Genomic DNA, 25,542 nt, shown 5'->3' with positions numbered 1-25,542 from the left:
ATGGATCGATGATGCGCCGCGGCGTCGGGAACGTCTCCGAGATGTTCGTCTCGTTCCAGGGCGAGGGTTTGCATGCCGGGCGTCGCCAGCTGTTCGTCCGCTTCGGGGGCTGCCCGCTGCGCTGCCGCTACTGCGACACGCCCGACAGCCTGCTTCCCACGGCGGAATGCCGCATCCTCGGTCCCGACGGCGAGCACCGGCTGCCCAACCCGCTCGAGACGGGCGAGCTCGCCCGCGAGGTGCGGGCGCTCGTCGCGGCCGCGCCGCCGCTGCACGCCGTCGCCGTGACCGGCGGCGAGCCGCTGGCGCAGATCGACTTCCTGGTGGCCTGGCTGGGCGCGGACGGCCCCGGTCTGCCCGTGCTCCTCGAGACCGCCGGCATCCTGCCCGCCCGTCTCGAGCGGGCGCTGCCGCTGGTCGACATCGTGAGCCTCGACTTCAAGTGTCCGAGCAACACGGGCGAGCGCGCGCGGTGGGACGAGCACCGGGCGTGTCTCGAAGCCGCCGTGGCAGCGCAGCGCGACGTCTACGTGAAGATGCCGGTCGACGCCGGGACGCGACCCGAGGAGGTCGAGGACGGCGCGCGGATCATCGCGGTGGTCGGGGCGAGCGTCCCGCTCTTCCTGACGCCGCTCAGCGAGCCGTCGACCCCGCGCCTCACCATCGACGCGCACGGGCTCGAGCGGCTGCAGGCGGTCGCGAGCCGGCACGTCCCCGACGTCCGCGTGCTCCCCCAGCTTCACAAGGTGCTCGGCATCCTGTGAAGCCGGTCCGCGTCACGCTCATTCCCGGCGACGGTATCGGCCCCGAGGTGACGGCGGCCGCGGCGCACGTGATCGAACGCGCCGGCGCGCGCATCGTCTGGGACGTGCAGCTCGGCGGCAAGGCCGCGCTCGACAAGGTCGGGAATCCGGTCCCCGACGCGCTCCTGGCGTCGATCAAGAAGAACCGCGTCGCGCTGAAGGGCCCCCTCGAGACCAGCGTCGGACACGGCTACCGCAGCATCAACGTGACGCTGCGGAAGTACTTCGACCTCTACGCCAACCTCCGTCCCGTGCGGACTCTGCCCGGAATCGCCACCTCGTTCTCCGACGTCGACCTCGTGGTCGTGCGCGAGAACACCGAGGACCTGTACTCGGGCATCGAACATCAGGTGGCGCCCGGGGTCGTCGAGAGCGTGAAGGTCATCACCGCCCGCGCCTCGCGCCGCATCGCCCACTTCGCCTTCGAGTTCGCCACGCGCGAGAAGCGCAAGACCGTCACGGCGATCCACAAGGCCAACATCATGAAGCTCTCCGACGGCCTCTTCCTCGCCTGCGCCCGCCAGGAGGCGTCGCGCTACCCGAAGATCAAGTACCGCGAGCTGATCGTCGACAACGCCTGTATGCAGCTCGTGCTGCGGCCGCAGGAGTTCGACGTGCTGCTGCTCGAGAACCTCTACGGCGACATCGTCTCGGACCTGTGCGCAGGCCTGGTCGGCGGGCTCGGCGTGGTGGCCGGCGCGAATCTCGGCGCCCGCGTCGCGATCTTCGAGGCGGTCCACGGCACCGCGCCGGACATCGCGGGCCAGAATGCCGCCAACCCCCTCGCGGTCATCTTCTCGGGCATCATGATGCTGCGGCACATAGGCGAAACCCGCGCCGCTGCGCGCCTGGACCGCGCGGTCGGGCGGTTCCTCGAAGAGGGCAAGGTGCGCACGCGGGACCTCGGCGGTCGCGCGACCACGCGGGCGTGCGCCGAACGGATCGCGGCGCTCCTGTGAGGCGACGGCGATGATCGCGTGGCGCCGCACGGCCCTCGAGGCGCTCGAGCGGGACGCCTTCGACGTGCTGGTCGTCGGCGGGGGCATCAACGGCGCGGGCATCGCGCGCGACGCCAGCCTCCGCGGCATGCGCGTCGCCGTCGTCGACCAGGCCGACTTCGCGTCGGGGACGTCAAGCCGATCCTCGAAGCTGATCCACGGCGGCCTGCGCTACCTGGAGCAGGGACGCATCCGGCTCGTCCTCGAGGCGACGCGCGAGCGCGAGCGCCTGCGCCGGCTGGCGCCGCACCTCGTGCGCCCGATGCGCTTCGTGTTCCCTCTCTACAAGGGCATCTCGATCGCGCCCTGGATGCTGTCGATCGGCCTCTGGGGCTACGACCTGCTCGCCGGCGTACGCAACGTGAAGCGCCACCGGATGCTGCGCCCGGCCGACGTGGAGCGCCTGGAGCCGGCGCTGCTGCGCGAGGGGCTGCGCGGCGCCGGCGAGTACTGGGATTGCTGGACGAACGACGCCCGCCTCGTGGTCGAGACGATGCTCTCGGCGGTGGAGCACGGCACGGTCGCGCTCTCGTACGCGGAGGTGACGGCGTTCGAGAAGGACGCCGGACGCATCGTCGGGGCGCGCGTGCGCGATCGGCTGTCCGGGCACGAGGTGGTCGTCCGCGCGCGGGTGGTGGTGAATGCGACGGGCCCGTGGGTCGATCGCGTCTGCGCGCTCGACGCGCCGGCGCCGCCGCGCCTGCGCTTGACGAAGGGCGTGCACGTCGTCGTTCCGCGTGCCCGCATCGGCCACGAGGCGGCGATCGCGCTGCCGGCGGTGCAGGATCGCCGGGTGATGTTCGTGATCCCGTGGGATACGCACACGCTGGTCGGGACGACGGACACCGACCATGCGGGCGGTCCGGAGACGCCGCCCGTCGTCGAGGCGAGCGACGTCGCGTACCTCCTCGAATCGGTGAACCACTACTTCCCGGCGGCACGCCTCGTCCCGGGCGACGTGGTGAGCGCCTTCGCCGGGCTGCGCCCGCTCGTGGCACCCGCGCCCGGCTCGGCCGAGAAGCCGTCCGACGTGTCGCGCGAGGAGGAGATCTTCACGTCGGCCGCCGGCCTCGTCACGATCTGCGGCGGGAAGCTCACGACCTACCGGATCATTGCAGCAAAGGTCGTGGACCACGTCGTGACGGCGCTCCGCGTGCTCGGCGACGGGCCGCAGTTCGGTCCCTCCACGACCGGCGACGAGGTGTTCCCGGGGGGCGACGTCCCGCCCGAGAGGGTCGCCGCGGAGATCGCCGCGCGCGACGGGCGGGCGGTGGGTCCCGGCGTCCTCCGGCACCTGGCGGGGCGCTACGGCCGTCGCGTGTCGCGCGTCCTCGGCGTCGTCGCGCGCGACGCCACGCTCGCCGGGCCGATCCTGCCGGCGCTGCCCGACCCGCGCGCGGAGGTCGTGACGGCGGTCGAGGACGAATGGGCCATCACCCTGGAAGACGTCCTGCGGCGGCGCACGCAGCTGGCGCTCTTCGATCCACAGGCCGGGTCCGGCGTCGCGGGCGAGGTGGCTCGCCTCATGGCGCCGCCGCTCGGGTGGTCCGCCGAGGCGACCCAGGCCGCCGCGCGCGGCTACGGCGAGCACGTCGCCGAGGAGCAGCGCCGGTGGCGGTGAAGGCGGCGCGGGCGCGTCCACGGCCAGGCCTGAACGTCGCTCGCGAAACCGCCCCCGCCAGGGCAAAGCGGGCTCGCGCCATCGCCCGGGCGCTCGATCGCACTTATCCCGACGCCTGGTGCGAGCTCGACTACCGCACGCCATGGGAGCTGCTGGTCGCCACCATTCTCTCGGCGCAGTGCACCGACAAGATGGTGAACCAGGTGACCCCGGCTCTGTTCGCGGCCTACCCCACGACCACGGCGCTCGCGGCTGCTCCGGCGGCCGACGTCGAGGCGCTCATCAAACGCACGGGATTCTTCCGGCAGAAGACGAAGTCGATCCAGTCCGTCGCCCGGGCGGTCGCCGATTCGCACGGCGGCGAGGTGCCGAGCGACATGGACGCGCTCACGAAGCTGCCCGGCGTGGGCCGCAAGACCGCGAACGTCGTGCGCGGCACCGCCTTCGGCCTGCCCGCCATCTTCGTCGACACCCACGTGCGCCGGCTCGCGAACCGGCTCGGCCTCACGGTCGAGGACGATCCGGACAAGATCGAGGGCGATCTGCAGCGCCTGCTGCCGCCGCGAGCGTGGACTGCGTTCGCGCATCGCTTGATCCACCACGGGCGCCGCGTGTGCGCCGCGCGCAAACCTCGCTGCAGCGGCTGTGCGCTTCGCCGCTGGTGTCCGCAGATCGGCGTCACGAGCGCCGCCTGACGCCGGTTGTGGCGAGGTATTTTGTTGACAACGCGGGGACCCGACGTTAGGGTCGGTCCGGGGTTCGGGTGAGCGCGCAAGCGTTCGGATAGTGTGGAGTTTCGGCGGATGGCGGTGTACACGGCGCTCGACAAGGACGCGCTCGCGGAGCTGATCGAGGACTACGGGCTCGGACGGCTCGTCACGTCGCACGGCATCCCGAGCGGCTCGGTCAACACGAACTACGTCGTCGACACCGCGCGCGGAAGGCACCTCGTGCGCATCGACGAAGTGAAGGGCGAGCTCGACGTGAAGCGCGAGCTCGATCTCCTGCTCCACCTGCGCAAGCAGGGGTTCGCGTGCCCGCAGCCGCTCGCCGACCGCAAGGGGCGCTACTATCGCGAGCAGGGCGGCAAGTTCGTCTCGGTCTACCGCTACATCGACGGGCGCGTGGTCGCGGTCGAGCGGCTCGGCGCCGATCGGCTCGAGCAAGCCGGGCGGATGCTCGCCGAGCTGCACGGCCTCGGCAAGCAGTACAAGAAGGGCATCGAGAACCGCTTCAGCTACGAGCGCGTGGCCGAGATCTACGCCTCGGTGCGCGACCGCCTCCCCGCCTACTTCAAGCGCATCGTGCGCACGCTCGACGACGAGATCGAGTACCTGCGCCACTACCTCGAGCCGAAGCTGCCGCGCGGCATCATCCACGGCGACCTCTTCCCGGACAACCTCCTGTTCAAGGGAGACAAGCTGGTCGCGATGCTCGATTTCGAAGCCGCCGCGCGCGGGCGCTTCGTCTTCGACCTGGCGACGGCCGTGAACGCCCTCGCGTTCGTGCGCGACCAGTACGACTTGAAGCGCTTCGAGGCGCTCATGGCGGGCTACGAGTCGCTGCGGCCCCTGTCGCTGGCCGAATGGGACGCGTTTCCGAACGAGCTGCGCCTCTCGGCCCTGCGCTTCACGATCACCCGCCTGCGCGACTTCTTCCTGCATCCGGTCGAGGAGGGGACGCGGGTCGACAAGGACTTCCGCGAGTTCTACGAGCGGCTGCGCGTCTTGCGCCGGGAGCGCGAGGGGGGCATGGAAGGGCTCCTCATGGCCATGGCCACCGGCTACGACTACCGGAAGTATCAGCGGGTGAAGGCGCTCGAGCGCAAGGGCTCGAAGTAGCCCGGGGCCGCCGTGCGCATCGACGCACTGTACGGCCGGGGGCGTCCGGTCGTCTCGTTCGAGTTCTTCCCGCCGGCCACGCCGGAGGGCGAGGCGGGGCTCATGCGCACGATCGAGGCGCTGGGGGCGCTGCGCCCCGACTTCGTCTCGGTCACGCGCACGGGCGCGAAGCCTCGCGAGGCGCCGGTCGAGCTGGCGGCGCGCATCAAGCGGCTCGGCATCGAGAGCGCGGCGCACATGACGTGCGTGCGGGACTCGCGCGACGAGATCGCGGCACTGCTCGACCTCATGGTCGCGCGCGGGATCGAGAACGTCGTCACGCTGCGCGGCGACTATCCGCCCGATGCGGCGTTCCGGCGCCCCGCGGACGGATTCCAGTACGCGGCCGATCTCGTCGCGTTCATCCGGGCGCGCGGCTATCCGCTCTGCATCGCGGCCGCGGGGCATCCCGAAGGGCACCCCGAGTGCCGCGACCTCGACCTCAGCGTCGACCACCTGCGCGCGAAGGTCGACGCCGGCGTCGACGTCGTCATCACGCAGCTCTTCTACGACAACCGCGACTACTTCGCGTTCGTCGAGCGCGCACGCCGGACCGGGATCACGGTGCCGCTCGTCGCGGGCATCATGCCGATCACGAACTGGCCGCAGATCGAGCGCATCACGCGCCTGTCCGGCAACCAGGTACCCGCCCCGCTGCGCGAGCGGCTCGAGCGCACGCGCGACGACGAGCGCGCCTCGATGGAGGTCGGTATCGAGTGGGCGGCGCGCCAGTGCGCCGAGCTCCTGCGCGCCGGCGCGCCCGGCATCCATTTCTACACGCTCAACAAGTCGCCGGCGACGCGGGCGATCTTCGAGCAGCTGCGTCGCGAGGGGCTCGTCGGCGCGTGACGGCCGCGCGGTCGTGCGCGGTTGCCGGAGCGAGACCCATCGGCTAGGTGCCCGGCCATGCCGGCACTGGACCTCGAAGCGCACGTGGCGAGCCTGCTGCAGGCGCTCGACCCGGAACCGCGGCGCGAGGGCCTCGTGCGCACGCCCGAGCGGGTGGCGCGCGCGCTGCGCTTCCTCACCCGCGGCTACGAGCAGGACCCGGAGACCGTCATCAACGGCGCCCTCTTCACCGAGGACTACTCGGAGATGATCCTCGTCAAGGACATCGACTTCTACTCGTTGTGCGAGCACCACATCCTGCCGTTCTTCGGGCGCGCCCACGTGGCCTACATCCCGCGCGGCAAGATCGTCGGGCTCTCGAAGATCGCCCGCCTGGTCGAGGTGTTCGCGCGACGACTGCAGGTGCAGGAACGGCTCACGACCCAGGTCGCCGACACGATCGAGCGGCATCTCCAGCCCCTCGGCGTCGCGGTGGTCACGGAAGCCGAGCACTTGTGCATGCGAATGCGCGGCATCGAGAAGCAGAACTCGACGGTCGTCACGAGCGCCATGCGCGGGGCCTTCCAGACGAACTCCAAGACGCGCGAGGAGTTCATGACGCTGTTGCGCCCGCGGTGATCGGCGCGCGCGTCGCCGCGCAGGCGCTCGAGCTCCTCGGCCCGATCGACGGGCCGATGGTGGTCGTCGGGGGCGGCGCGACGCTCTCGTCGCGGCTGCCCGCGGCGCGTGACGGCGAGGCGGCCGCCGCAGCGATCTGCTCGTTCCTGGGCGAGCCCGCCGACGCCGCGGCGCGTGGACGATGCCTCGACGCGATCGCCGCGCGCCTCGTCCCCGGCGCGCCGCTCGTGGTCGTCGACCACAACCAGCCGCGGGCGTGGTGGCCGCGCGTCCTCGCCTGCGTGCCGCTCGCGCTCCGCGGCCTCGGGCCATCCCGCGCGCGCCATCCGGTCGCGCGCGAGGTGCGCGACCACGGCTTCACGATCGAGCGCCTACGGTTCGCCGCCGGCGAGCGCGTGCAGCTCGTGCTCGCGCGTCGGTGCTGACCCCTCAGAACCGCCCGAACCAGGGCGTCGACCGCTTCCCCGGATGCTCGACGACGATATTGTAGTGCGCGAGAAGCCGGCCCTGGGCGCGTCGCCAGGCCGCGACGTCGATGTTGTGCTCGAACTTCGCCCGCACCTCCGCCAGACGGGCTTCGGTGAGACGAGTCTGGAAGTCGAGCAGATCCTTGGTCGTCGCCATGCCGACCTCGTGCCGCTTCTCCTGGTTGCGGAGGTTCTCCTGGGCGAGCTCGCGCGCGACGCGGGCGGTATCGATCCGCTGGCGGCTCGCGGTGACGTCGGCGACGGCCTGTCGCACCTCGAGCGTGATCTGCGACAGCAGCTCGCGGTGGTTCAGCTCCGCCTGGTCGAGCTCGATCGTGCTGCGAGTGTGCGTGCTCTTGGCGAGCGCGTTGTCGAGTGGAACCGTGAGCTGAATCCCGAACGAGTATGAGGTGTAGTCGCCCGAGAGGAGTCCGCCGCGGCTGCCGCGGGTCCCGTACGCGTCGGTCTGGGACCCGTGAAGCGCGCTCGCGGCGCGCGGCCCCACGCATTGGTAGAGCGGGCGATCGAACGCGACCTGGACGCACCGGGTCCCCGGCGGATTGCCGGTCCGGTCTGTTTCGGAGATGAACTGCACGGTTGGTATCTGCCCCGTGCCGGAGAGCCCGTTGACGCCGTAGCCCCCTACGAGGTCGAGGCGGGGCAAGAGGCCGTTGCTTGCGGCTCGTTCGTCGATCTGACGCGCCTCGACGCCGAGCGCCGAGGCGTGGATCTCGGGTCGTTCGGTGAGCGCGATGGCGAGTGTCTCGTCGAGCTCCGCTTTGACGTCTTCGGGCGTCACATCCTCCGCCGGCTCGAGCGTTCGCGGCACGAACGTGCCCGCCGGGCGGAAGAAGCAGAGCTGGGCGAGCTGCTGGCGCGCCACGTCGAGCTCGTTGCGGGCCGTGATCAGGTTGGTGTCGCGTTGCGCGGCGTCGGCCTGCGCTTCGAGCACCGCCACCGGGGGGAGGAGCCCCACGCGCACGCGAGCCTCGTTTTCGACGACCGTCCGGTCGGCCAGCTGCTTGGCTTCCAGCGTCGCTTCGACGCTCTCACGCGCGCCCACGACCCGCCAGTAGGAGCGGATCACCCGATCCACGAAATCCGCGAGGTCGGCCTCATAGAGGTACACGGCGGAGTCGGCGGTGCGCTCGGCCGATCGGACGACGAGATACGAGAAATCCCAGCCGAAATCCCGCAAGAGCGGTTGCACGAGCGAGAAGCTGAGCGCCGGACTGTACTGCGGGCGGAAGCCGAGATAGCTCGCGTTGTTGTCCAGACGGTCGTTGAGGAAGTCGAACTGCAGCCGCGTGCTCGAGCGCAAGAGCTTCGACAGGTGGAAGTTCGCGTAACGGTCGTCGACGACGGAGGTGCGGGTGGCCGAGAGCGCGCTGGCGTTGGGCAAGATCTGGTGACGGTCGCCGATTTCGGAGGCCAAGGTCGGGTCGAAGTTGGACTGGGCCTCTAGAACACGGGTGCCGATCCGCGCCGGGTCGAGCCGCTTTGCGGCGATGCCGGGGTTGTTCTCGAGGGCGATCGCGATCGCCTCCTTCAGTGTGACGCGTTGGACTTCCTCGTCCCGCGTGATCGGCGACGGGACGTCGAGCGCGGGGCTCTTCGGAATGCCTTTCCACTGATCGAGCCACACCGCGCCGCGCCACGAGGGGCCCGCCGGTGGCGCAGCCGGCTCCAGCGGCTCCTCTGTGTGCGCGACGAGGGCCAGACCGAGCACGAAAAGTCCCGTCGCGACCCAGCCAGATGTGGCGCGCATGCGACGGCGCTACTCAATCGACGTCATGGAGTCAACGCGCCGGACTCGCCTTGACATTGCGCGCGGCCCGGGGCTAAACCGCAGCCGACATCTCCACCCTCGCACGACTGGCGTTCACGTGGAACTGACCACGGGGGAGTGCGGAACGACTAGCGGGCCGAACGCCTGGGCCCCGCGGTGATGTCGAACTCCACAGACGGGCTCAGGTGACATCGTGATCAAGTCGTATTTGCTCGCTCCGGGACCCACGCCGGTTCCTCCCGAGGTGCTGGCGGCGATGGCGCAGCCGATCATCCACCATCGCACGCCGCAGTTCGCGGCGCTGCTCGCCGAGGTGCAGCAGAGCCTCCGCGCGCTCTTCGGCACCTCGCAGGACGTGCTGGTGCTGGCAGCGTCCGGAACCGGCGCCATGGAAGGCTCGGTCACGAACCTCTGCTCGCCCGGCGACGAGGTCATCGTCGTCAACGGCGGCAAGTTCGGCGAGCGATGGACGAAGATCTGCCAGACGTACGGCGTCGCGGTGCGCGAGGTGCGGGTCGAGTGGGGACGCGCGGTGGTGCCGCAGATGGTCGAGTCGGCGCTCGACGCGTACCCGAAGGCTCGCGCGGTCTACATGCAGGCGAGCGAGACGTCGACCTGCGTACTGCACCCGGTCCCGCAGATCGCCGCGCTGACGCGCAAGCGCGAGACGCTGCTCGTCGTCGACGGCATCACGGCCGTCGGCGTGCTCCCGCTGCCGATGGACGACCTCGGCATCGACGTGCTCGTCACCGGCTCGCAGAAGGCGCTCATGCTGCCGCCCGGCCTCGCCTTCGTCTCGCTCTCCGAGCGCGCCTGGGCGGCGACCGAGCGGGCGAAGCTGCCGCGCTTCTACTTCGACTTCAAGCGCGAGCGGAAGGGCGTCGCCGAGAAATCCACGGCGTGGACGCCGGCCATCTCGCTGCTCTACGGATTGAAGGCCGCACTCGACCTGATGGTGGCCGAGGGCTGGCCGGGCATCTATGCCCGCCACGATCGGCTCGCGCGTGCGACGCGCGCCGGGGCACAGGCCCTCGGCCTCTCGCTCCTGGCGCCGGAGTCGCCGAGCCCCGCCGCCACCGCCGTCGTGCTGCCCACCAGCGTCGACGGCAGCGCGCTCTTCCGGTACCTGCGCGACAAGATGCGCGTCACCTTCGCCGGCGGCCAGGATCAGCTGAAGGGCAAGATCATCCGCCTCTCGCACCTGGGCTACGTGGGGGCCTTCGACATCGTCGTCTCGATCGCGGCCCTCGAGCTGGCCTTGAAGCACTTCGGTGCGAGCGTCGAGCTGGGCCGCGGCGTCGGAGCCGCCGAGGCCGTCCTCGCCGACGGTCTGCCGGCGCGCTGAGGAGAGGGGTCATGCGCTATCGCGTGCTCCTCTCCGACGCGCTCGGACCCGAAGGGCTCGCGCGCCTGCGCGAGCAGCCGGACCTCGACATCGAGGCGAAGCCCGGGCTCTCGCCGCAGGAGCTGTGCAGCCTCATCGGCGAGTTCCACGCGCTCATCGTGCGCAGCGGCACGAAGGTGACGGCCGAGGTGCTCGGCCACGCGACGAACCTGCGCGTGATCGGTCGCGCCGGCATCGGCGTCGACAACGTCGACGTCGACGCGGCGACCAAGCGCGGCATCGTCGTCATGAACACGCCCGGCGGATCGAACGTGACCACCGCCGAGCACGCCATCGCCATGCTGATGGCGCTCACACGGAACATCCCGCAGGCGGTGGCGGCCGTGCGGGCCGGCAAGTGGCCGCGGAACCTCCTCGGTGCCGAGGTCTGCAACAAGACCCTCGGCATCGTCGGCCTCGGCAACATCGGCACGATCGTCGCCGAGCGGGCGCTCGGGCTCCGCATGAAGGTGATCGCGTACGACCCGTTCGTCACCGCCGAGACGGCGGCGCGCATCGGCGTCGAGCTGGTGACGCTCGACCAGATGTATCCACGCGCCGACTTCATCACGATCCACACGCCGCTCACCGCGGAGACGCGCGGGCTCATCGGTCGCGAGGCGCTGGCGAAGATGAAGCGCGGCGTGCGCATCGTGAACTGCGCGCGCGGCGGCATCGTCGACGAGACGGCCCTCGCCGAGGCGATCGCCTCGGGGCAGGTCGCGGGCGCGGCGCTCGACGTGCTCGACAAGGAGCCGCCGCCGCCGGATCACCCGCTCTTGAAGATGGAGCAGGTGATCTGCACGCCGCATCTCGGCGCGCAGACGGGCGAGGCGCAGGTGAACGTCGCGATCGCGATCGCGCAGCAAGTGGCCGAGTTCCTCACCAAGGGGACGATCCAGAACGCGGTCAACGCGCCGTCGCTCTCGCCCGAGGTCCTGCAGGTGCTCCGCCCATACCTCCGGCTGGCCGAGAAGCTGGGCGGTCTCGCCGCGCAGCTCTCGCGCGAGACCCCGACCGAGGTGACGGTGTATCCGAGCGGCGACACGGCCGAGCGCGAGGTGAAGCCGCTGACGACCGCCGTCCTGCGCGGCCTGTTCGACAGGCTCCTCGACGAGGACGAGGACTACAGCGTCAACTACGTGAACGCCCCCGCGATCGCGCGCGATCGCGGCGTGCGCGTGATCCAATCGAAGACCCCGCACGCGGGCGCGTACCGCAACGCCATCGGCGTCAAGGTCGTGACGGCATCGGGGACGACGCGTGTCGCGGGGGCGGTCTTCGACGCCGACACCATCCGCGTGACCCAGATCGACGACTTCAAGCTCGAGGCCGTCCCCGAGGGATACATCCTGATGCTCCAGAACCAGGACGTGCCGGGCGTGGTCGGCCGGGTGGGAACGCTGCTCGGCGAGAACCGGATCAACATCGCCGGCCTCGAGCTCGGGCGCCAGCAGGTCGGCGGCATGGCGGTCTCGCTCTTCCACGTCGACGAGCCGGTGCCGGACGCGGTGCTGGCCGCGCTCCGCACGCACCCGCACGTCGTCGCGGCGACCCTGCTGCGGCTGTGAGCGGCGCGATGGGCGCAACCGCCGTCATCGGGACCCAGTGGGGCGACGAGGGCAAGGGGAAGATCGTCGATCTCCTCGCCGCCGACGCCGACATGATCGTGCGCTACCACGGCGGCAACAACGCCGGGCACACGCTCGTCGTCGCCGGCGAGAAGACGATCCTCAACCTCGTGCCGGCGGGCGTCCTGCATCCCGGCAAGGTCTGCGTGATGGGGCCGGGCATGGTGGTCGATCCCGAGGTGCTGATCCGCGAGATCGGCGCCCTGAAGGCGCGCGGCTACCTCTCCGACGACCGCTGGCTCCGCGTCTCGGAGCAGGCGCACGTCATCATGCCCTACCACCGCGCCATCGACCGCGCGCGCGAGCGGCTGCGAGAAGCGGGCGCAATCGGGACGACCGGCCGCGGCATCGGGCCGGCGTACGAGGACAAGATGGCCCGCACGGGCATCCGCCTCGGCGACCTCTTCGACGACGAGGGGTTCCGCGACGCGCTCGGACGTGCCCTGCGCGAGAAGAACGAGTACCTGCAGGCGCTCCTGGGCGAGCAGCCGCACTCGGCGAGCGAGATCGAGGCGCTCGTGCGGCAGTGGCGAGTCGCGCTCGCGCCGTTCGTCGCCGACGCCGGCGCCGACGTGCGCGCCGCGATCGCCGCCGGCAAGCGCGTCCTGCTCGAGGGCGCCCAGGGCATGCTCCTCGACGTCGACCACGGCACGTACCCGTACGTCACGTCGTCGAACTGCGTGGTCGGGTCGGCCTCGTCGGGCGCCGGCATCCCGCCCCGCGCCATCGGGCGCGTGATCGGGATCGCCAAGACCTACACGACGCGCGTCGGCGGCGGGCCGTTCCCGACCGAGCTGACGGACGCGCTCGGCGATCGCCTGCGGGCCGACGGCGACGAGTACGGCGCCACCACCGGCCGGCCTCGGCGCTGCGGCTGGTTCGACGCCGTCGTCGTGCGCTATGCGATCGCGCTCTCGGGCGTCGACGGCATCGCGTTCACGAAGCTCGACGTCCTGACCGGCATGGACCCGATCCGCGTCTGCGTCGCCTACGAGGTGGACGGCAGGCGGCTCGAGCTGCCGCCCGCCACGCAGCGCGGCTGGGCGCGCGCCAAGCCGATCTACGCGGAGCTGCCGGGCTGGAAGGAGCCGCTGGGCGCCGCGCGATCGCTCGCCGACCTGCCGGCCAACGCGCGCCGCTACCTCGACTTCCTCGTGAAGACGGTCGGTGCGCCGATGGTGATCCTGTCGATCGGCGCCGGGCGAGAGCAGACGATCCGGCTGGGCGACGTGTTCTGAAGGCGGCGCGCGCGTGGGGTCGCGAGGTCGGCGGGGGCGAGGCTTCGGCTTCGGCTCCGCCGCGCGACAAAACACTCGGCACGTCACGGTCTGACATTTCGTCGCGCCGCTTCGCAGGCGCCTCCGCCTCGCCCCCGCCGACCTCGCGACGCGACGCCCGCTACTGAGCGAACGCTTCGCCGCCGTCCTTGCGTCTGTCGCCGGCGGCGATCGGAGTGTGGGTTGGGGTGAGGCCCGTGGCGGCTACGGCGCCGGCGGCGGGGATGTCTTTCAATTGGTGACCGATCTTTTCGAGGGCGGCGCGGGTCTCGTTGGGGAGGGCGGGCTCGACGCCGAGGGTGGGGGGCGTCGCCTGGTCGTGGATGCGGGGAGCGTCGACGGCGGCGCGCAGGTCGCGTCCGAGGGCGACCACGCCGAGCACGGCCTGCACGACCCCGGAGATGATGAGCGGACCGCCCGAGCCGCCGACGACCAGCTCGGGGCGATCGCGGTCGAGCACGATGGTCGGAGACATGCTCGACTGCGGCCGCTTGCCGGGCGCGATCGCGTTGGCGTCCCCGCCCACGAGGCCGTAGGCGTTGCGCTGCCCCGGCAGCGCGAAGTCGTCCATCTCGTCGTTGAGGATCATGCCCGTGCCCGGGACCATCAGGCCCGAACCGAACGTCGTGTTGATCGTGGTCGTCATCGCGACGGCGTTGCCTTGGGCATCGACGACCGAGACGTGGGCGGTTCCGGCATCGACCACGAGGTCGGCGGTCGGCGAGCCGACCCGGTCCGGCGGGATGCGCGCGCGCAGGCGCCGCAGGCGCTCCGGATCGAGGAGCGTGTGCACCGGTACGCGCGCGTCGCCGTACCAGGCGGCCCGATCGGCGAAACCCTGGGCCATGGCGCCGGCGAGAAGGTGCGCGAACGCGCCGGGCGAGAGCGCTGGCAGGTCGTCGCCCGCGAGGATCCCGAGCATCTCGAGGACGACGCCGCCCGAGCCCGGCGGGGGAAACGTCACCACGCGACGCCCGGCGAAGCTGCCGACGAGCGGCTCGCGCCAGACCGGTCGATAATCCCGCACGTCGCGCGCCGTGAGGACGCCGCCGCGCGCCTGGACCAACGTCGCGATGGCCATCGCCTCCGCATCGACGGCGCGGCGGCCCCGCCGGCCGACCCGTTCGAGGGTCGCGGCGAGGTCGCGCTGCACGATGCGCGCCTCCGGCCCGGGGACGTTGCCGTCGGCGTCGAGGAAGACGGCACGCAGACCCGCGTCGGCGCGCAGCAGGTCCGTGCTCCGCTCGATCTGGGTGCGGAGGTGCGGGACGTCGCCCAGCCGAAAGCCGTCGCGGGCGAGGCGTACGGCCGGCGCAAGGTCGATCGCGAGCGGTAGCTTCCCGAAGCGGTCGTGCAGCACGACCCAACCCGCGACCTCGCCCGGCACCGCGACCGCGAGGCCGCCCTTGCGGGTGAGCGTCGGGTCGGGCTTCCCGTCGCGCAGGTAGCGGTCCGGCGTCGCGCCCGCCGGCGCCGTCTCGCGATAGTCGAGTGCGGCGTCGCCGCCCTGCGTATGCACGAGCGCGAAACCGCCGCCGCCGATCCCGCACGACGAGGCGTGGACGACGCACACGGCCGCCGCCGCCGCGATCGCGGCGTCGACCACCGATCCGCCGGCGCGCAGCGCGGCGGCGCCGGCGTCCGCGGCGAGCTGATGCTCGGTCGCGACGGCGCCCGAACGTGCGTCGGCGACCGCGATCCGCGTTGCCAGCACGACGACGCTGGCGAAGAGGACGGTGGCGTGGCGGCGCACGACGGGCGACTCGTAGCGGCCGCGCGCGGCTGGGGCAATCTCGCGCTTGTGGCGCGGCTCGCGTGTGCTATGGGGGCCGAGACGCGATGCAGGAAGCGCTCGGGGTGAGGACGAGCAAGGAGCCCTTCGGCGAGAAGGACTTCTACCTCGAGGAGCTGCGAGGACGGAGCGTGCTCGTCGCACTCGCGCCACGCGTCGTCGCCGAGCGGGCGCCGCTCGATCCGCTGGCTGCGACCATCGCCGAGCTGATGCGCAACGGCACGCGCGTGCTCGTGTGGTGGCCGGCCGGGCGGCCGGGAACGGAGCGGCGGCTGCTGGCGGCGATCGAGCGGCACCGCAAGTCGCGGCGCACGTCGGGCCGGCGGCGCGACGTCTCCCCGATGCTCCCGGTGCGACTCGGCAACCGCGCTTCCTGGGACGGCGAGGGGCTGCGCTCGCAGCTCTGGCCGCGCTTCCGGCGCGGGCGACTGTGCGTGCTGAGCGTGACCGGTCAGGTCGCGGTGTCCTATCCCGCGCACGCGACGACGCTCGCCACCGAGCTGCGGATCCCGAAGGTCGTCCTCGTCGAGCCGGACGGCGGGCTCGCCGCGGGCGGCTCGCGCCTCTCGTTCGTCGACGGGCACGTGCTCGACACGCTCCTCAGCCAGGGCGAGGCCGAGTGGACGGGCCTCGGCAACCGGCGCAGCCTCCTCGTCGCCGTCGACCGCGCGCTCGAGGATGGCGTCGAGTCGGTGAACCTCTGCACGCCGTCGGGCATCGGCGAGGAGCTCTTCACGTACACCGGCTCGGGCACGCTCTTCACCGTCGACGACTACTGCCGCGTGGGTCCGCTCGCGCTCGACGAGTTCGCGCAGGCCGAGCGGCTCCTCGGACGAGGGCAGCGCGAAGGCCTGCTCAAGTTCCGCACGCCGGAAGAGGTCGCCCACGTGCTGGCGACGGCCTACGGCGCGACCATCTGCAACCGGCACCTTGCGGGCGTGGCCGCGCTGCACACGGTGGCCTACGCGGACGATCGCGCGGGCGAGATCGTCGGGCTCTACACGATCACGCGGTTCAAGGGGGAAGGGCTGGGGGAACGGCTCGTCGGGGCCCTGCTGACCGAGGCGGCGCGGCGCAACCTCGAGTACGTCTTCGCCTGCACGATAGACGACCGCGCGGCGCAGTTCTTCGAGCGCATCGGCTTCGCGCGCGTGCCGCACGCGGCCGTGCCGGCCGCGAAGTGGATCGGATACGATCGGCGCCGGCGCCGTCGCGTCGGGACGTTCCGGCGAGAGCTCCGCGCCGCCACCTCGGAGGAGCGTGCATGACGGGATGGCTACGTCTGCTCGGCGTCGCGGTGATGGCGCTCGGATTCGCCGCGGCCGGCTACACGGGCACGCTCGCGCTCACCGACGCCGACTTCGCCAAGGCCAAGGACGCGTACGAGCGCCATGAGGATCATCCGCTCTTCAAGGCGGACTACTACGCCGCCGCGGGACGACACTGGGCGCTCGTCGCCGGCGCGGTCGCGTCGGGGCTGGGCGGGCTCGTGTTCGGGAGCATCTTGCTCGGGCTCGGCGGCATCAGCGCGCGACTCCCCAAGCCGGACTGAACCAGGGCCCAGAACGCAAAAGCCGGATGGACGACGCACGTCCACCCGGCTTTTTCGCGTCGAGCGTTCGTTACGGACGCTTGAAGAGGGTCTGCATCTTCATGGCGAGACCCATGTCGCCGGAGATCTTGAGCTTGCCGCTCATGAAGGCCATCTGGCCGTTCAGCTTGCCGGTGGTCATGTCGACGTAGTCGTTCGCCGCCATCGACATGGTCATGTTCGCCGACGGCGCGGTGCCCTTGCTCACCTCGGCCTTGCCGTCCTTGATCGTGACGTACCACTGCCCGCCGTTGTCGCCGGAGAGATTGAACTGGATCGTCGCGTTCACGCCCTTGGCAGCGTTCTGATCCAGCTGGGCCGGCATCGCCGAAAAGATTTCCTCAGGTGTCATGCTTCTACTCCTCCTCTTGTGGGGTGGTGGGGGCTGACCGCCTTAGGTAGGCTGGGAGTGGAGACCTTGTCAAGTAATGGAGGTCGTATCGACGCTCGCCGAGCGGCTCGCTCGCTCGGGCCTGAACCTCGTCGGCGCGACGAGCGTCGCCGCCTACGACGAACGCGTGCCGGCGCGTCACCGGATCGCGCCGCACCTGCCCGCGGCGCGGGGGCTGATCGTCGTCGGCAACGGAGGCGGCGCGTTCTGGGGGGCGTTCCGCGATGCCTGCCGCGCCCGGCCGGAGCGCGCCGAGCCGCCCGATCCGCTCGATCGCTTCACGCGCGAGGTGGTGACCGCCGCGGTAAACGAACCGGACGCGCGCTGCCTGTTTCCGTTCGACACGGCTCCCGTGCCGGTTGCGTTCCAGACGCTCGCCGAGGTCGCGGGGCTCGGCCGGCCGGGCCTCGTCGGCGTGCTCATCCACCCGGTCTACGGCCCCTGGATCGCGCTGCGCGCCGCCGTGGCCCTGCCGGACGTGCTGACGGCGGCGCGTCCGGCCGACGGCTTCGATCCCTGTCCCACCTGCACGCTGCGCCCGTGCATCGCGGCGTGTCCCGCAGCGGCGGTCGGGCCGCGCGGATGGGACGTCCCGCGCTGTGCCGCGCATCGCCTCGCGCCGGCCGACACGTGCGCCGGCGGCTGTCACGCGCGCATGGAGTGCGTCTACGGTCAGGCGCACCGCTATCCGTCGGCGGCGCTCGCGTTCCACCAGGCCTCGGCGCGCAGCGCGATGGCCGCCTACGCGAGCGCGCGCAGCAGCACTTGAGCGAGCGCCGGCGCACGGCCGGCCTCGTCGTGCTTCAGGTAGACGTAGGCGCGCTTCCAGCGCGTGATCTCGCGGATGCGCCGCGCCCAGTCGGCGAGCGCCGCGTCCGTGTAGTCGTCACGCCGCAGGCGCAGGTAGCCGAACGGTGCCGTCGCGATGAGCGGCGTCGTGAGCCCATCGGCGTCGGCGACGCAGAGGGCGGCGCGATGCTGCGCGAGCGTCTCGTAGATCTCGTCGACGAACCAGCTCGGATGCCGGAACTCGAACGCGGCCTCGGTGCGGGGCGGGAGGACGGCGAGGAAATCGGCGAGCCGCGGGGTGTCGGCGCGCAGGTGAGGCGGGAGCTGGAAGAGGAGCGGCCCGCACTGCTCGCCGAGGGTCTGCGCGAGCGTCACGAAGCGCGTCGTGATCTCCTCGGCCTCGCGCAAGCGGAGCTGGTGCGTGATGCGCTGCGGGGCCTTCAGGGCGAAGCGGAAGGCCGGCGGCGTCTGACGGCGCCAGCTCGCGAGCAGCGTCGCGGTCGGGAGGCGATAGAAGGAGTGGTTGATCTCGACCGTCTGGAAGGAGCCCGTGTAGAAGCGGAGCATGTCGCCGGCGGCCAGATCGGCGGGGTAGAAGGTCCCGCGCCACGACGGATAGCTGAAGCCGGACGTGCCGACGACGATGCGGGGGAGCTTGGCGATCGCGCTGCGCGCCATCGGGGCGCCTATCGTCGTTTCGCGGTGAGCCTTCGATACTGCGCCAGGTGGCGAAGGGCGTCGCGATGCCGGCCCGTCTTCTCGTACAGCAGGCTGAGGTTCCAGTGCGCGTCGGCGAGCTCGTCGTCGGCGTGGACCGCGTGCTCGTAGCAGGGCAGCGCTTCGACGGGACGCGAGAGATCCTCGAGCACGACGCCGAGATTGTACCACGCGAGCGCGCAGGTGGGATCGTAGCGAACGGCCTCGCGGAAGTGCGCCTCGGCCCCGACCAGGTTGCTCTCGGTGTGCAGCAGGCGGCCGAGGTTGATGCGCGCGACGATGTTGCCCGGGTCGAGGTCGAGGGCGTGGTGGTAGGCGGCGCGCGCTTCGAGCGGGGAGCTGTCTTCGATCTCCATCGCGAGGTCGCTCCACTGCTCGGCGGTGAGGCGCGGCAGCTTCGTGCGCTTCGGCGGCGGGAGATTCGCAACCGTCGTGGCACGCCGGAGCACGCTCTCGGTGTCGAAGTTGAACAAGAACTGGCCGGACTCGGGTTGCCAGCGCGTGGCGCCGTCCCAGGCGACGACGCGCTTGCCGTCGGCGTAGACCGAGAGCCGCGTGAGCGGCAGATCGCCGATCTGTCGGCGCAGGGACGTGAGCACGCGGCCGATCTTCCGGAGCGGCACGCGGCTCGCGAGCAGACCGCGCGTCGTGCGCAGCAGGACCAGGTCGACGAAGTCGAAACGCAGGTGCCCATGGCCGTCGCGTTGCGGCGCGACGAGGCCGGCGCGGACGCACTGGCGGAGCCGCCCGGCCGGCAATCCGACGATGCGCGCAGCCTGCTTGGTGTCGAATGCGGCGGGCGTGTCGATCCGGCGTTCGGGCGTCGTCACTGCTTCTTCTTCGAAGCAGCGCGCCCCGATCCGCCCGTCGCACGACGCTTGGAGGCGACGGCTACCACGGCGGCCGGCTTCATCGCTCCCGGCTTCCGTTCGCGCGCGAGGCTCTGCTTCAAGGCGTCCATGAGGTCGATCACCTGCGCGCGGGGCGTGGCCGGCTCGGCGATGGTCATCTCCTCGCCGGCGACCTTCTTCTCGACGATCTCGCGCAGCCGATCGCGATAGTGATCGTGATACTGCTCGGGCCGGAAGCCCTTCGACGTGAGCTGTCCCACCAGCTGCTTCGCCAGGTCCATCTCGCCCGCTCGGCGCTGGCCCGGCTCGCCGAGGCCGATCTCGCCGAAGGGCCGGACCTCGTCCGCGTAGTACAGCGTGTGGATCGCCAGGCCTTCCGCGATCGGACGGATCAGCACGAGGCGCTCCTTGCCGCGGCTCACGTGCTGCGCGACCGCGACCACGCCGGTCTCGCGCATGGCGTCGGCGAGCAGGTGATAGGCCTTGTCGCCGCCCTTGTCGGGGCCGAGGTAGTGCGAGGTCTCGAAATAGATCGGGTCGACCGCCTCGAGCGGCACGAACTCCTCGATGTCGATGCTCGGGCTCGCCGCCGCCTCGAGCGCGCGCAGCTCCTCGTCGGTGAAGGTGACGTACTGGTCCTTCGCCACCTCGTAGCCCCGGATGAGCTCGCTGCGCTCGACCACGCGCTCGTCGCGCGGGCAGTACACCTGCTGCTTGATGCGCGAGCCGCAGGCCTGATGGAGCATGTTGAAGGAGGGCGACTCCGAGTGCGTCGCCACGTAGAAGCGGACGGGGATCGAGACCAGGCCGAAGCTGACCGTCCCCGACCCCACCGAGCGCGCCGGCATGAGGATCAGGAAAGCGTACGGGCCGGGGCGATGTCAAACCGCCGGCTCAGACCTCGAGGGTGATGCGCCACAGGGGCCGCTCTTCGGCGACCCCGACCACGTGATGCCCGTTCGCCTCGGCGGCGCGGGGCAGATCCCGAACCGAGCGCGGATCGTCGACCAGGAGATCGACGCCGGAGCCGCGCGCGAGCGTCTCAAGCCAGACCTTGGCCTTCGCCCAGGCGAGCGGACACCGGACGCCGCGCAGGTCGAGGATCGCCCGCGCGACGTCCGGGTCGTGGCTCATGACCTGATCAGCTCGCCGGCGGGCACTGCTTCATGCAGCCGCGGAAGATCGTCCGGCAATTGGCGATGCCGTCACGCACGGTCTGGTCCTCGCGACAGGTGTCGCGGCAGACGAAGGCGGCTACCTGCGCGGCGTCGATGCACGCGTCGTCGCCGGGAGCGCAGAGCGCCTTGGCGGCGTCGAGATCGGTTCGGCAAACGCCGAGGCACGCCTCGAGCTGGTCCTCGAACGGCGCGACACAAACGGCGCGCGACGCCCGGCACCCCTCGGCGAAGGTGTGGTCGCAGTTGCGGCAGCCGTCTTTGTCGGCCTGGAACCCCTCCCGGCAATCGGTCTTGCAGGTCTTGTAGTCGTTCTTGGCCTGCAGGCGACACTCGGCCGTCGACGACTGGGCCGCGGCGACGCCGAACGTGAGGCCGATGGTCACGAGCGCGAGCACGATGAGCCTTGCCATGTACGTTCCCTCCCTCTCTATCGCGATGTACCCGCCGCCCTTCGGATGGTCAACGTGAAATCCGCCATTTCCGGCGCCGAACTTCGCCTTGACAGCCGCGAGGGGCCGGCGATAGGACCCCTTGTACCGGGCGGTACATGGCGACGCTGGCGACCCGACGCGTGACACGCGAGCTCCCCCAGGCCGACGACGTCCGGGCGCGCATCCTCGACGCGGCCGAGGCGGTCTTCGGGCAGCGCGGCTACGCCGGCGCGACGACGCGCGAGATCGCGGAGCGGGCGGGGATCGGGAAGCGGATGCTCTTCTACTACTTCCCGACCAAGGACGCCGTGTATCGCGCGGTGCTCGAGCGGGTCATCACCGGCCTCGTCGCGATCTACGAGCAGACGCGCGAGCAGCCCGGCCCGATCGGGCTCGGCGACGCGATCGAGGGCATCACGCGTTTCACGGCCCGGAACCTGCCCGGGATGAAGGTGTGGTTGCGCGAGATCATCGACGGGGGGCCGCACCTGGACGAGCTCACCCGGACGTACATCGTCCCGCTCTACCAGCGGGCCGGGGAGGGCGTGGCCGGCAACATGGCCTCCGGCGTCTTCCGCAAGAGCGATCCCGTGCATCTCATGGTGAACGTCGGCGGAGTCACGCTCTTCTACTTCCTCATCGCGCCCATGCTCCGCATCATCTGGAACCGCGATCCCCTGGATGCCACCACGGTCGGGGAGCGCGCCGCCGCGGCGCGCGATTGTCTGTTGCACGGGCTCGCCGGGCCGGCGGGTCCGAAGGAGACGTCATCGTGAGACGCGCCGTCGGGATCACGCTGGTGCTCGCATCGCTCGCGCTGCCTGCCTACGCCGGTCCAACCCGCTCGAGCCCGCTCGCCGTCGCGCCCGACGGCATCGTGTTCGCCGTCAATCCGGACTCGGCGACGGTCGCACGCCTCGACTTCTCCGGCATCACCGGGGTGCTGACGCACGAATCGCCGGTCGGGAAGTATCCGCGCACGGTGGCGGTCGCCGGCACGTACGTGTTCACGGCCAACCAGGGCGACGACACGGTCACGCGCTGCACCCAGGCCGACCTGTCGGGCTGCACGACCTCCGATCCTTCGCTCGGCGCCGGCTGCAATCCCTACGGGATCGCGCCCACGCCCGCTGGCGACCACCTCCTCGTGTCGTGCCAGGGGTCGAGCGAGCTGCTGATCCTCTCCACCTCGCTCGCGGTCGAAGCGCGTGTGAAGCTCGCGTGGCCGAACGCGCGTGCGATCGCCGTATCGAGCGACGGATCGAAGGCGTACGTGACGCACTTCCTCACCGAGGAGCCCGGCACCGACGGCCACGTCTCGGTCGTCGACGTCGCGAACAAATCCGTGTCGTCCGTCTTCGACATCGCCGCCGACCTCACGACCTGCGAGACGCAGAACTCGGGTCAGGGCGTGCTGAACCAGCTCTCGGCGATCGCGCTCATCCCCGACGGTGCCCCCGCCGAGGTGGCGGGCCAGCTCTGGGTCGGCGGCGCGCAGCAGAACAACGTCAGCAAGGGCCTCTTCAAGCGTGAGAGCGACGCCTTCTCGGACATGGTCGGGAAGGGCAAGAAGCGCCACCGCGTGTTGAAACGGGGCACGGCGCTCTTCCCGCTCCTCACGTTCGACCCGTTCCCGGACGGTGGCGTGACCCGCAACAAGTACAAGCCGGCGTTCCACGACGTGATCCGCTTCGGCATCGCGAAGCTGAACGCGGCCGACGGGTCGCGGATCGGCAAGGTCGACATCGACGAGGCCGCGCTCGCGACCGACATCGAGTTCTCGGCCGACGGCACCACGGCGTACGTCGTCGACCAGACCTTCAACAGCTATCACATCTTCAACACGCGCAAGGGTCAGGGCAGCGACGTCACGACCCTCTTTGCGGCGCCGGGGGCGAACGGCCCGGGCGGCGCCGATCCGATCGAGCCGTGCGTGCAGAACGCACTTGCGCCCGTCGTCGGCGAGCGCCCCTATCGCATGGCGCCGCAGGCACAGATCGTCACCATCGACGGCTACAATCCCGCCGATCAGTCCTTCCAGGCGGTCGACACGGGCGTCGATTTCGACGCCGTCGCCTACTACAACACCGGCGTCTCCATGATGCGGCCGGTGCCGGACGGCATCGGCACCGTGCCGCTGGGCGTGCGGCTCTCGCCCGACGGCCAGCGGGCGTACGTCTACAACTACCTCTCCCGCAACATCGTCCCGGTCGCCACGGCGCAGCCGCTCGACCCCGGCGGCAAGCCCGCGAACCTGCGCTGCACGGCGAACGGCACGGAGACCTGCGAGAGCGACAACGACTGCCCGGTGACGAACGGTTTCTGCAACCATCCCGGCGGCAATCCGTGCGCCAGCAACGCCGACTGCGGCGAGCTGGGGCCCTGCATCCTGTCGTCGAACTGCGTGCCGCTGATTCTCGGGCGGCCGGTCTCGACCATCACGGGCCGCTGCGTCGGCGGCGCGAGCGACGGCGTGGCCTGCAAGAGCGACACGGATTGTCCGGGGGGCGCCTGCAACGGCATCAAGGGCGATCCGCTGCCGCCCGCGCTCCTCGACGGCAAGATCCTCTTCACGACGGCCGCGCGCGACGCGAGCGTGCCGAACGAGACCGGGCTCGATCACCCTGCGCCACTCTTCAACAAGGCGCGCATCACCTGCGCCAACAACCCGGCGCAGGAGTGCCTCAAGAACGAGGAGTGCGGCGACAAGGCGCTGCGGCTGTGCTCGGTCGCCCACAGCGTGCCGGGCGAGGTCGTGAGCGCCGCGCACGACGCGTCGTACGTCTCGTGCACGACCTGCCACGCCGACTTCGGCGGCCAGGACGGCCGCACGTGGGACTTCTCGCAGTTCGGCGCCTCGCTGCGGAACACCATGGACCTCCGTGGCCGCGCCGGCTTCAGCCCCGGCACGTGCAACGCGGGCCCGCACGCCGGCGAGGCGTGCACGTTCGATGCCCTCTGCGGTGACGGGTACTTCTGCAAGGCCAATCCCGCGAGCGTTCCGCCGAACGTCCCGGCGTCCGAACGCGACCGCTGGTTCAATCCGATGCTGACGGTGCACTGGAACGGCGATCGCGACGAGGTCGAGGACTTCGAGTTCACGTTCCGCGAGCTCCAGGGCGCGGCGGATTGCGACGGGGTCGAGGATCTCTCCACCTGTCCGGGGGCGCTCGTGCAGCGCACGCCCGAGATGACGATGGAGCAGCCGCGGACGAACACCCAGGGTCAGAACGACGTCGAGCCCGATCTGGGCCCGCCGAACCGGAACCTGCCTGGCGTCGCGGGACACAACGTCGGCGTGCGTCTGACGCACCTCGCGGACTTCGTCTATTCGCTGACGGAGTTCCCGGGCAACCCGAATCCGCGCGACGCCGCCGCCGATCGGGGGCGCGCCATCTTCAACGATCCCATCACCCAGTGCGGCGACTGCCACAACGGCGGCCCCGGACCCGGCGCGCAGTTCTTCACCGACAAGCGCCCGAGCACCGACTTCGACCCCGGCCAGCCCGCGCGCGGCGACGCGAACAACCCGTTCGTGCGCCACGACGTCGGCACCGCGAACATCTTCGACCAGACCGACCCGCTCGGGGTCGCGAGCGCGCAGTCGGTGTTCCAGAACGCGAGCATCCCCATCCCGGGGACGCGCGGCTCGCTGGGTGACTACATCACGCCGGTCCTGGTCGACGTCTGGAACACCGCGCCCTACCTGCACGACGGGAGCGCGCCGACCCTGCTCGACGTGTCGCGGCCCTGCGATTCGACGCTCGACGACTGCACGCGCCTCGGCAGCGGGCGGAACCTGCACGGCGGTGGAACCGGTCGCCACGGCAAGACTGACGTGCTGACGCCGCGCCAGCTGAACGACCTCGTCGCCTTCGAGAACACCCTCACGAAATCGACCGTCCTCGGAACGCGCGCCGCCGTCGTGCAGGCGGGCACGATGACGATCACGAAGGCCACCGTCAGCTTCAAGCGTGGATCCTTCAAGATGACGGGGACGATCGGCGCGGCGCCGGTGGCCGTCGATCCGTCGGCGGGCGTGACGCTGCAGGTCGCGACGCCCGGGGGCGGCACGATGCAGATCCTCGAACGGGCGATCGCCATGACCGAGCGCGGGAGCCGGATCAGCGGGAAGTCGACCGAGAGCGGCACCGTCTCGCTCACGCTCCGCAAGCAGGGCGACGGCGCGTATCGCTTCGCGCTCGTCGGCAAGAAGGTCGACCTCGCCGCGCTCGACACCGGCAACCCGGACGTCACCGTGGCGGTCGTCGTCGGCGACGCGCAGTTCGTTCGCAACCGCAACCTGGTCCTGCGCAAGGGGAGCTACACGCTGCCGCGGAAGAAGAAGCGCTGAGAGGGGGGATCGTCATGGGTCGATCGAAAATCGTGCTCGCCGTCGCGCTCGGGGGTGCCGTCTCGCTGGGCGCCGACGCGCGCGCGGCGACCTGCACCGTGTCCAGCGGGCAGGTGCTGGTGAAGGAGCAG

Annotated in this window: 24 protein-coding genes and 1 riboswitch; of the genes, 16 read left to right on the top strand and 8 right to left on the bottom strand. The window is 71.1% G+C overall.

The features are described from left to right. The first annotated feature begins 8 nt into the window (after window positions 1-8). The 8 genes from VMS22_00580 to VMS22_00545 all read left to right on the top strand — a co-directional run bounded on the left by VMS22_00580 (window position 9) and on the right by VMS22_00545 (window position 7,194). On the top strand, window positions 9-764 hold the full coding sequence (locus VMS22_00580; protein HXJ32506.1) for a 7-carboxy-7-deazaguanine synthase QueE: 756 nt from the start codon (window positions 9-11) through the stop codon (window positions 762-764). Next, window positions 761-1,762, top strand: coding sequence for an isocitrate/isopropylmalate dehydrogenase family protein (locus tag VMS22_00575; protein HXJ32505.1), 1,002 nt, complete (start codon window positions 761-763; stop codon window positions 1,760-1,762). The genes VMS22_00580 and VMS22_00575 overlap by 4 nt, the downstream gene beginning before the upstream one ends. Before the next feature lie 10 nt (window positions 1,763-1,772). Beyond that, window positions 1,773-3,422, top strand: a complete 1,650-nt coding sequence (gene glpD / locus VMS22_00570) for a glycerol-3-phosphate dehydrogenase (protein HXJ32504.1) — start codon at window positions 1,773-1,775, stop codon at window positions 3,420-3,422. Beyond that, window positions 3,413-4,117: an endonuclease III gene (nth, locus tag VMS22_00565; GenBank protein HXJ32503.1), complete on the top strand. Its 705-nt coding sequence runs from the start codon at window positions 3,413-3,415 to the stop codon at window positions 4,115-4,117. Before glpD ends, nth begins: the two co-directional genes overlap by 10 nt. A 108-nt stretch (window positions 4,118-4,225) precedes the next feature. Further along, window positions 4,226-5,263, top strand: coding sequence for a homoserine kinase (locus VMS22_00560; protein HXJ32502.1), 1,038 nt, complete (start codon window positions 4,226-4,228; stop codon window positions 5,261-5,263). A 12-nt stretch (window positions 5,264-5,275) separates the two neighbouring features. Continuing rightward, window positions 5,276-6,151 (top strand): methylenetetrahydrofolate reductase, encoded by an 876-nt coding sequence (locus tag VMS22_00555; GenBank protein ID HXJ32501.1) that lies wholly within the window; start codon window positions 5,276-5,278, stop codon window positions 6,149-6,151. 57 nt (window positions 6,152-6,208) lie between these two features. After that, a complete protein-coding gene (gene folE / locus VMS22_00550; GenBank protein ID HXJ32500.1) occupies window positions 6,209-6,769 on the top strand; it encodes a GTP cyclohydrolase I FolE in 561 nt (186 codons plus the stop codon). After that, on the top strand, window positions 6,766-7,194 hold the full coding sequence (locus VMS22_00545; protein ID HXJ32499.1) for a hypothetical protein: 429 nt from the start codon (window positions 6,766-6,768) through the stop codon (window positions 7,192-7,194). The genes folE and VMS22_00545 overlap by 4 nt, the downstream gene beginning before the upstream one ends. Window positions 7,195-7,198: 4 nt before the next feature. Here the strand turns inward: VMS22_00545 and VMS22_00540 are convergent, their stop codons facing one another. Beyond that, window positions 7,199-9,004, bottom strand: coding sequence for a TolC family protein (locus tag VMS22_00540; protein ID HXJ32498.1), 1,806 nt, complete (start codon window positions 9,002-9,004; stop codon window positions 7,199-7,201). 93 nt (window positions 9,005-9,097) lie between these two features. Next, window positions 9,098-9,182: riboswitch (ZMP/ZTP riboswitch) on the top strand. Between the two features lie 36 nt (window positions 9,183-9,218). On the opposite strand from VMS22_00540, the gene VMS22_00535 reads away from it, so the two are divergent. From VMS22_00535 to VMS22_00525, 3 genes are read left to right on the top strand one after another with little or no spacing between them, the layout of a single operon-like run. Beyond that, window positions 9,219-10,370 carry an alanine--glyoxylate aminotransferase family protein gene (locus VMS22_00535; GenBank protein ID HXJ32497.1) on the top strand — a complete coding sequence of 384 codons (1,152 nt, stop codon included), beginning with the start codon at window positions 9,219-9,221 and terminating at the stop codon, window positions 10,368-10,370. 11 nt (window positions 10,371-10,381) lie between these two features. After that, window positions 10,382-11,980, top strand: coding sequence for a phosphoglycerate dehydrogenase (serA, locus tag VMS22_00530; protein ID HXJ32496.1), 1,599 nt, complete (start codon window positions 10,382-10,384; stop codon window positions 11,978-11,980). Between the two features lie 8 nt (window positions 11,981-11,988). Further along, window positions 11,989-13,278 carry an adenylosuccinate synthase gene (locus VMS22_00525; GenBank protein ID HXJ32495.1) on the top strand — a complete coding sequence of 430 codons (1,290 nt, stop codon included), beginning with the start codon at window positions 11,989-11,991 and terminating at the stop codon, window positions 13,276-13,278. Between the two features lie 160 nt (window positions 13,279-13,438). Here the strand turns inward: VMS22_00525 and ggt are convergent, their stop codons facing one another. Continuing rightward, window positions 13,439-15,070, bottom strand: coding sequence for a gamma-glutamyltransferase (ggt, locus tag VMS22_00520; GenBank protein ID HXJ32494.1), 1,632 nt, complete (start codon window positions 15,068-15,070; stop codon window positions 13,439-13,441). Between the two features lie 104 nt (window positions 15,071-15,174). Here ggt and VMS22_00515 point away from each other — a divergent pair, with 104 nt between their 5' ends. Both VMS22_00515 and VMS22_00510 read left to right on the top strand, forming a co-directional pair. Next, window positions 15,175-16,377, top strand: coding sequence for a GNAT family N-acetyltransferase (locus tag VMS22_00515; protein ID HXJ32493.1), 1,203 nt, complete (start codon window positions 15,175-15,177; stop codon window positions 16,375-16,377). Continuing rightward, window positions 16,374-16,661: a hypothetical protein gene (locus VMS22_00510; GenBank protein ID HXJ32492.1), complete on the top strand. Its 288-nt coding sequence runs from the start codon at window positions 16,374-16,376 to the stop codon at window positions 16,659-16,661. The genes VMS22_00515 and VMS22_00510 overlap by 4 nt, the downstream gene beginning before the upstream one ends. Window positions 16,662-16,731: 70 nt before the next feature. Here the strand turns inward: VMS22_00510 and VMS22_00505 are convergent, their stop codons facing one another. After that, window positions 16,732-17,052: an SCP2 sterol-binding domain-containing protein gene (locus VMS22_00505; GenBank protein ID HXJ32491.1), complete on the bottom strand. Its 321-nt coding sequence runs from the start codon at window positions 17,050-17,052 to the stop codon at window positions 16,732-16,734. Between the two features lie 76 nt (window positions 17,053-17,128). Here VMS22_00505 and VMS22_00500 point away from each other — a divergent pair, with 76 nt between their 5' ends. Beyond that, on the top strand, window positions 17,129-17,860 hold the full coding sequence (locus VMS22_00500) for a hypothetical protein (GenBank protein HXJ32490.1): 732 nt from the start codon (window positions 17,129-17,131) through the stop codon (window positions 17,858-17,860). Here VMS22_00500 and VMS22_00495 read toward each other — a convergent pair. From VMS22_00495 to VMS22_00475, 5 genes are read right to left on the bottom strand one after another with little or no spacing between them, the layout of a single operon-like run. After that, the gene (locus VMS22_00495; protein ID HXJ32489.1) at window positions 17,833-18,558 is read right to left on the bottom strand and encodes a DUF72 domain-containing protein; all 726 of its coding nucleotides are present in this window, start codon (window positions 18,556-18,558) and stop codon (window positions 17,833-17,835) included. The two genes, VMS22_00500 and VMS22_00495, sit on opposite strands and share 28 nt — an antisense overlap. 8 nt (window positions 18,559-18,566) lie before the next feature. Further along, window positions 18,567-19,427 (bottom strand): tetratricopeptide repeat protein, encoded by an 861-nt coding sequence (locus VMS22_00490; GenBank protein ID HXJ32488.1) that lies wholly within the window; start codon window positions 19,425-19,427, stop codon window positions 18,567-18,569. Continuing rightward, the gene (locus tag VMS22_00485) at window positions 19,424-20,296 is read right to left on the bottom strand and encodes a Ku protein (protein ID HXJ32487.1); all 873 of its coding nucleotides are present in this window, start codon (window positions 20,294-20,296) and stop codon (window positions 19,424-19,426) included. The genes VMS22_00490 and VMS22_00485 overlap by 4 nt, the downstream gene beginning before the upstream one ends. 46 nt (window positions 20,297-20,342) lie before the next feature. Continuing rightward, entirely contained in the window at window positions 20,343-20,582 is a 240-nt protein-coding gene (locus VMS22_00480) for a sulfurtransferase TusA family protein (GenBank protein ID HXJ32486.1), read from the bottom strand. A 7-nt stretch (window positions 20,583-20,589) separates the two neighbouring features. Further along, entirely contained in the window at window positions 20,590-21,036 is a 447-nt protein-coding gene (locus VMS22_00475; protein ID HXJ32485.1) for a hypothetical protein, read from the bottom strand. A 137-nt stretch (window positions 21,037-21,173) separates the two neighbouring features. Between VMS22_00475 and VMS22_00470 the strand changes: the two genes are divergently transcribed. Together VMS22_00470 and VMS22_00465 are read left to right on the top strand one after the other, a co-directional pair. Continuing rightward, window positions 21,174-21,833: a TetR family transcriptional regulator gene (locus tag VMS22_00470; protein ID HXJ32484.1), complete on the top strand. Its 660-nt coding sequence runs from the start codon at window positions 21,174-21,176 to the stop codon at window positions 21,831-21,833. After that, window positions 21,830-25,411, top strand: coding sequence for a hypothetical protein (locus VMS22_00465; protein ID HXJ32483.1), 3,582 nt, complete (start codon window positions 21,830-21,832; stop codon window positions 25,409-25,411). The genes VMS22_00470 and VMS22_00465 overlap by 4 nt, the downstream gene beginning before the upstream one ends. Window positions 25,412-25,542: the final 131 nt, after the last annotated feature.

It is taken from the genome of Candidatus Eisenbacteria bacterium (genome assembly GCA_035577985.1).
In the GTDB taxonomy this organism is placed as follows: Bacteria; Desulfobacterota; Binatia; order DP-6; family DP-6; genus DATJZY01.
The sequence above is the reverse complement of the archived record's forward strand: the minus strand, read 5'-3'. Positions and strand labels throughout refer to the sequence as shown.

Excerpts from the sequence above, each read along its gene's own strand:
- VMS22_00495 (HXJ32489.1), bottom strand. The coding sequence starts at position 18,558 with ATGGCGCGCAGCGCGATCGCCAAGCTCCCCCGCATCGTCGTCGGCACG.
- VMS22_00485 (HXJ32487.1), bottom strand. The coding sequence starts at position 20,296 with ATGCCGGCGCGCTCGGTGGGGTCGGGGACGGTCAGCTTCGGCCTGGTC.
- VMS22_00540 (HXJ32498.1), bottom strand. The coding sequence starts at position 9,004 with ATGCGCGCCACATCTGGCTGGGTCGCGACGGGACTTTTCGTGCTCGGT.
- VMS22_00480 (HXJ32486.1), bottom strand. The coding sequence starts at position 20,582 with ATGAGCCACGACCCGGACGTCGCGCGGGCGATCCTCGACCTGCGCGGC.
- VMS22_00560 (HXJ32502.1), top strand. The coding sequence starts at position 4,226 with ATGGCGGTGTACACGGCGCTCGACAAGGACGCGCTCGCGGAGCTGATC.
- VMS22_00580 (HXJ32506.1), top strand. The coding sequence starts at position 9 with ATGATGCGCCGCGGCGTCGGGAACGTCTCCGAGATGTTCGTCTCGTTC.
- VMS22_00475 (HXJ32485.1), bottom strand. The coding sequence starts at position 21,036 with ATGGCAAGGCTCATCGTGCTCGCGCTCGTGACCATCGGCCTCACGTTC.
- VMS22_00470 (HXJ32484.1), top strand. The coding sequence starts at position 21,174 with ATGGCGACGCTGGCGACCCGACGCGTGACACGCGAGCTCCCCCAGGCC.
- glpD (HXJ32504.1), top strand. The coding sequence starts at position 1,773 with ATGATCGCGTGGCGCCGCACGGCCCTCGAGGCGCTCGAGCGGGACGCC.
- VMS22_00500 (HXJ32490.1), top strand. The coding sequence starts at position 17,129 with ATGGAGGTCGTATCGACGCTCGCCGAGCGGCTCGCTCGCTCGGGCCTG.
- VMS22_00510 (HXJ32492.1), top strand. The coding sequence starts at position 16,374 with ATGACGGGATGGCTACGTCTGCTCGGCGTCGCGGTGATGGCGCTCGGA.
- VMS22_00505 (HXJ32491.1), bottom strand. The coding sequence starts at position 17,052 with ATGACACCTGAGGAAATCTTTTCGGCGATGCCGGCCCAGCTGGATCAG.
- folE (HXJ32500.1), top strand. The coding sequence starts at position 6,209 with ATGCCGGCACTGGACCTCGAAGCGCACGTGGCGAGCCTGCTGCAGGCG.
- serA (HXJ32496.1), top strand. The coding sequence starts at position 10,382 with ATGCGCTATCGCGTGCTCCTCTCCGACGCGCTCGGACCCGAAGGGCTC.
- VMS22_00525 (HXJ32495.1), top strand. The coding sequence starts at position 11,989 with ATGGGCGCAACCGCCGTCATCGGGACCCAGTGGGGCGACGAGGGCAAG.